Origin of the sequence: Methanosaeta sp. UBA458 (assembly GCF_002496085.1) — an archaeon.
GTDB lineage: Archaea > Halobacteriota > Methanosarcinia > Methanotrichales > Methanotrichaceae > Methanothrix > Methanothrix soehngenii.
On sequence record NZ_DAIK01000035.1, the window covers coordinates 1 to 5,052 of the forward strand.

The window sequence follows — 5,052 nt, forward strand, 5'->3', positions numbered from 1 at the left end:
TTGACGGCATGCGAGGCAGGATAAATGAATCAGTCCTGGAAGCCATGGCCCGCGTTCCCAGAGATCGATTCGTTCCCGCGCAGCTTCGAGATAGGGCTTATGAGGACCTCCCCCTGCCCATAGGATTTGGCCAGACCATCTCTGCCCCCCATATGGTGGCTATAATGTGCGATCTTCTTGATGTCAGGCCGGGAATGAAGATCCTGGAGGTGGGCGGCGGAAGCGGCTACCATGCGGCCGTGCTGGCAGCTCTTGCAGGTCCCGAGGGCCAGGTCTTCTCTGTGGAGAGGATGCCTGATCTCGCTCTTGCCGCCAGAAAAAATCTGCAGGCGGCGGGAATTGAAGGTGTCACCGTGGTTGAGGGCGACGGCAGCCTGGGCCTTCCAGAGCATGCTCCCTTCGACAGGATCAGCGTTGCTGCATCAGCTCCCAGAGTTCCCGAACCCCTAAAAGAGCAGCTCCGGGTGGGAGGCAAGATGATACTTCCGGTTGGAGAAACATCACAGGAGCTGATCCTGGTCACCAGGAAAAACGGCTTTGCGGTGGAGGAAAAGATGGGGGTGATCTTCGTCCCCCTCATCGGCAAAGAGGGGTTTGGAGAACGGCAGATTTGATATATTCGGCTGAATGATCAATCTGACAAGATGAGGCCAATAGCGATAATAATCATGGACGGTTTCGGCATAAGCCCCACCCAGGAGGGAAATGCCATTGCTCATGCCAGCAAACCCAACCTGGAGCGATTGTGGAAGGAATATCCCACCACCACCCTCAAGGCATCCGGCCTGGCGGTGGGTCTGCCCCGAGGCCAGATGGGAAACTCCGAGGTGGGACACCTCAACCTGGGAGGGGGAAGGATCGTCTATCAGGACCTGACCAGGATCAGCCTGGCGGTGGAGAAGGGCACATTTGCCAGTAATCCCGTTCTGCATGAGGCCATGAATCTGGCCCGGAAGGGGGGCAGTAAGCTTCACCTGATCGGCCTTCTCTCCGACGGTGGGGTGCATAGCCACATCACTCACCTTTACGCCCTCCTGGAAATGGCAAGATCCATGGATCTCTCCCGGGTATTCGTGCATGCCATTTTAGATGGCCGGGATGTGCCTCCACGCAGCGCTCTTGGCTATTTCCGGGATCTGGAGGAGAAATTCTCTCAGACGGGCACCGGCAGCACGGCCACTGTGAGCGGCCGCTACTACACCATGGACAGGGACCGCCGCTGTGAGAGAGTAGAGAAGGCCTACCGCTGCCTGGTTTATGGCGAGGGTCTGCGGGCGGACAGCGCAGAAGAGGCGGTCAGAAAGGGATACGATCGGGGGGAGAACGACGAGTTCATCATGCCCACCGTGGTGGATGAGAGGGGCATGGTGGATGATGGGGATAGCATCATCTTCTTCAACTTCCGGCCGGACAGGGCCCGAGAGATAACCCGCGCTTTTGTGGATAAGGATTTTCAGGAGTTCGCCACCAAACCGATCCGGGTCCATTACACCTGCATGACCCAGTATGATGCCACCCTGAACGCACCAGTGGCCTTTCCGGCTGAGAACCTGACTGACACTCTGGGAGAGGTGGTCAGCCGGGCAGGATTAAAGCAGCTGAGGATAGCTGAGACTGAGAAGTATGCCCATGTCACCTACTTTTTCAATGGGGGAAAGGAAGAGGTCAATCCGGGGGAGGATCGGGTGCTGATACCCTCGCCAAAGGTGGCAACCTATGACCTGCAGCCCCAGATGAGCGCTTATGAGGTCCGGGACGAGCTCCTTGCCCGTCTCGATTCCGGCCGGTATGATTTGGTCGTACTCAATTTCGCCAATCCGGATATGGTCGGCCACACGGGCATCTATGAGGCAGCGGTGAAGGCGGTGGAAGTGGTGGACGGCTGCGTGGGTGAGATCGTTAACCGGATACTGAGTCTGGGCGGAGCGGTCCTTCTGACCGCAGACCATGGCAATGCAGAGAAGATGCAAGATTCAGATACCGGCCAGCCCCATACTGCCCATACCACCAATCCGGTGCCGATCTCTTTGATCACCTCTGACCGGAAAAGCTACCGCTTGCGAGAGGACGGAATTTTGGCTGATGTGGCACCGACAGCACTGGAGCTAATGCATATTCCCCAGCCCGAGGCCATGTCCGGAAGGACTCTCATAATATCGGAATGAGTCTTTGGATCATCCTTATGATCTGGATGATCCTGGGCATTCATTTGCCCCTGCAATGACCTCAGAAGCATTTTATAGGTTGCAGAATGGGTAATTAGCTGTTTAGAGAAGGAATTAGAGATGCGAGAAGATTCAAAGCCAGAAGAGTCCATTCTTCCAGATCGAGATTATCTTATGGATCTGCTGAAGAATATTATAAGTTTCAGGACGGTCGCCCCTCCAGGAGACTGCTATCAAGAGATAGTGGAGTGGCTGGAGCCCATATTCAGAGATATGGGGTTTGTGACGACGAAGATGATGATGCCCCAGGAGGTATTCGCAGCCAAATGCAGTGATAGCCGGCTGGTGGGGGACCGGTACAACCTCCGGGCCGATTTGTCTGTAGGGGCGGAAAAGACCCTGGTGATATATGCCCACCTGGATGTGGTGCCGGCAGAGGGCGAATGGGACACCGATCCCTTCTGTGCGGTGCAGAAGAACGGCCGGGTCTATGGCCGGGGGGTCTCAGACTGCAAGGGATCGGTCGCGGCCCTCGTCGCTGCTCTGAAGGCGCTCTTGTCCAAGGAAAAGCCCAAGTACAATCTGAGCATTCTCTTGACCACCGATGAAGAGGTGGGAGGCTACTCCGGCCTGTGTTATCTGACCGATCTGGGCCAGGTGAAAGGGGATCTGATGCTCTGCATGGATGGCTTTTCTGATGACGTGGGGATCGGGAGCAATGGCATCATAACCTGGGATGTAATGGTTAAAGGTCGCTCGGCCCACAGCGGATCGAGCTTCCTGGGGGTCAATGCGGTAGAAAGGTCGATTTTGGTCATGGAGAGGCTCATGGACCTGAAGAAAGTGGTACAGGCCAGACGGTCCCGCCTTCCCGCCAGCTCGCCGGTGAAATCGGTGGGAATAGAGAACCTCATGCCGATCCTCAATATCACCATGGTCAATGGAGGGGTTAAAGAGAACATAGTGCCCGATAGGTGCGTTCTCCGGGGAGACCGCAGGGTGATACCGGAGGAGAAGATGGAAGATGCGATGGAGGAGATCGAGAGGGCACTGGAGCCATTGAGGTCAGAAGGTATCGACTTCGAGCTGAAGTTCTATCCCGGATATCCGCCCATGAGCGTTGACCCGGAGCATGCCTGGGTGAATGAGGTGAGGGAAGCAGTGGAGAGGAGGATGGGATTTATGCCCCAGCTCTCAGCAGCCCAGGGAAGCTTAGACCAGGCCTATGCCACAGAGAAGACGGGGATTCCCACCTGCGTCTACGGCGTGGGCCGCCAGCTGGAGAGCAATATCCATGCTCCAAATGAGAACGTGCGCATAGCTGATCTGGAAGGGTATACCAAATTCTTAATTGAGCTATTGCAGTAGTCTGATATGAAGGTCATAGCGGTTGTCGGGACCAAGAAGACGGGAAAGACCACCCTGGTGGAGGCGCTGGTAAGATCCCTGGCAAAGCACGGAAAGGTGGGGACAGTCAAGAACATGGTCGATCATCCCGTGGACCGGGGGGACACCAAAAGGCACTTCGATGCTGGGGCTGATGTGGTCATAGGTCTGGGCGAGGCACGCCTTTTGGTAAGACGGGATCGGGGAGACCTGGAGTCTGCCCTGGCGGAGCTGGAGAGAGAGGGGATGGACTATGCGGTGGTGGAGGGGTTCAAGCACAGCTCTCTATTCAAGATCGTCATGGCGGACATTGAGGTGCCGAACATGGTGCGAAGGGTGAGGCTCCCTGAGGTGGACGAGGACCTGGTGGCGGAGCTCGCGGAGATGGTCAGGGGGATGGAGGACTACAAAACAGCGGGCTAGAGAATTGACCTCAGCGAAAAAAATTGTGGCTCCTCGCTGTTTGTTATGGGTGAACTTGAATCGCAAATTCTCTGTATCTTTTGTGCCTCAGTGGTGAACCGCGATGCACTGGCCCAACCACAGAGTCACAGAGGCTACATTCTCTGCCTGAACTCACCTGCATAATTCAGCGAAGAGCCGCCATTATTAGCATGCGGTGCTCATCATAGAAAGCATTCCGGCTCCTTTCGCTTCCAGTGCCGGGGATGCAGCCTCTTAGACGCGCGTCTCTGGCCAGGCCAGGTTTCATCGTCCTCGCATTCTCCGGGCAGAGCTTGATACAGGCGCAACAAGTGATGCATTTGATATGAAAATGGGCTTCACGCATATCGGTGCAACCGTTCCAGCATGCGATTAATGTTTCAGGCATGCCCTCAATCCACGACCTATTTTCATGCCTCATGGGTGCCCAATTGGGCATGAAAGTTTCTTTGTATCGATCACCTCGCTGTGGTCCGGGCGATGGTACCTACAGGGCATGCCTCTGCACAGATCCCGCACTGGATACAGGCATCACTCACCTCGAGAATGAATGCTCTCCGATCCAGGCCCTTCCGACGACCTTGACGCATCCGTCCTTCGCCAGGATATCCTTAATTTCGGGAGAGTGCATCTTCTCGAACGTCTGGTTGCCATAAACGATTACGCAGACCGCAGGGTATGGCAGGCCCTGATTGCATGCAGCCAGTCGGTCAGGAGTGCCGGCACCCTTCCCATGTACACCGGCACGCCCACGATGAGCAATTCCTTACATAAGAAATTACTGCAGTATCTTGGTGATGACCAGCCTCCATTCCCTGCCATGCAGCCCAGCTGTAGTCCAGTATGTGTCCTTGGTCACTGCCTTCTTATCTTCTTCAGTGACCTGGAAGCTATAGCTTCCGTGACCGGACCTGTCAGCGATTATCTTCTCTCCCAAGGCCAGCAGGCCGGGATATGGCGCATAAAGCGGGTCCTCGAATAGATACTTCCCTATCTGGCTCTCATCTCGGTCGTGGGCAATTAGACCATCCAGATGCATTGACCAGAAGCTGTAGTC

The 5,052-nt window shown here is 55.6% G+C and carries 6 protein-coding genes and 1 pseudogene; 4 read left to right on the plus strand and 3 right to left on the minus strand.

Annotated elements, in window-relative coordinates; all coding sequences use genetic code 11:
- From pcm to mobB, 4 genes are all read left to right on the plus strand, one after another.
- A partial coding sequence (gene pcm, locus BP822_RS02055) for a protein-L-isoaspartate O-methyltransferase (RefSeq protein WP_286877612.1) occupies positions 1 to 614 on the plus strand: 614 nt, incomplete at its 5' end.
- A gap of 30 nt (positions 615 to 644) precedes the next feature.
- On the plus strand, positions 645 to 2,165 hold the full coding sequence (gpmI, locus tag BP822_RS02060; RefSeq protein ID WP_286877613.1) for a 2,3-bisphosphoglycerate-independent phosphoglycerate mutase: 1,521 nt from the start codon (positions 645 to 647) through the stop codon (positions 2,163 to 2,165).
- A gap of 174 nt (positions 2,166 to 2,339) precedes the next feature.
- A complete protein-coding gene (locus BP822_RS02065) occupies positions 2,340 to 3,533 on the plus strand; it encodes a M20 family metallopeptidase (RefSeq protein WP_286877614.1) in 1,194 nt (397 codons plus the stop codon).
- A 6-nt stretch (positions 3,534 to 3,539) separates the two neighbouring features.
- Positions 3,540 to 3,974, plus strand: coding sequence for a molybdopterin-guanine dinucleotide biosynthesis protein B (mobB, locus tag BP822_RS02070; protein ID WP_286877615.1), 435 nt, complete (start codon positions 3,540 to 3,542; stop codon positions 3,972 to 3,974).
- A 166-nt stretch (positions 3,975 to 4,140) separates the two neighbouring features.
- Here the strand turns inward: mobB and BP822_RS02075 are convergent, their stop codons facing one another.
- The 3 genes and pseudogenes from BP822_RS02075 to BP822_RS02080 form a co-directional block, all read right to left on the minus strand.
- On the minus strand, positions 4,141 to 4,341 hold the full coding sequence (locus BP822_RS02075) for a hypothetical protein (RefSeq protein WP_286877616.1): 201 nt from the start codon (positions 4,339 to 4,341) through the stop codon (positions 4,141 to 4,143).
- 112 nt (positions 4,342 to 4,453) lie between these two features.
- Complete coding sequence (locus BP822_RS12855; protein ID WP_349681841.1) at positions 4,454 to 4,585, minus strand: 4Fe-4S binding protein; 132 nt, start codon at positions 4,583 to 4,585, stop codon at positions 4,454 to 4,456.
- Between the two features lie 188 nt (positions 4,586 to 4,773).
- A pseudogene (locus BP822_RS02080) lies at positions 4,774 to 5,052 on the minus strand (hypothetical protein); the annotation flags it as partial.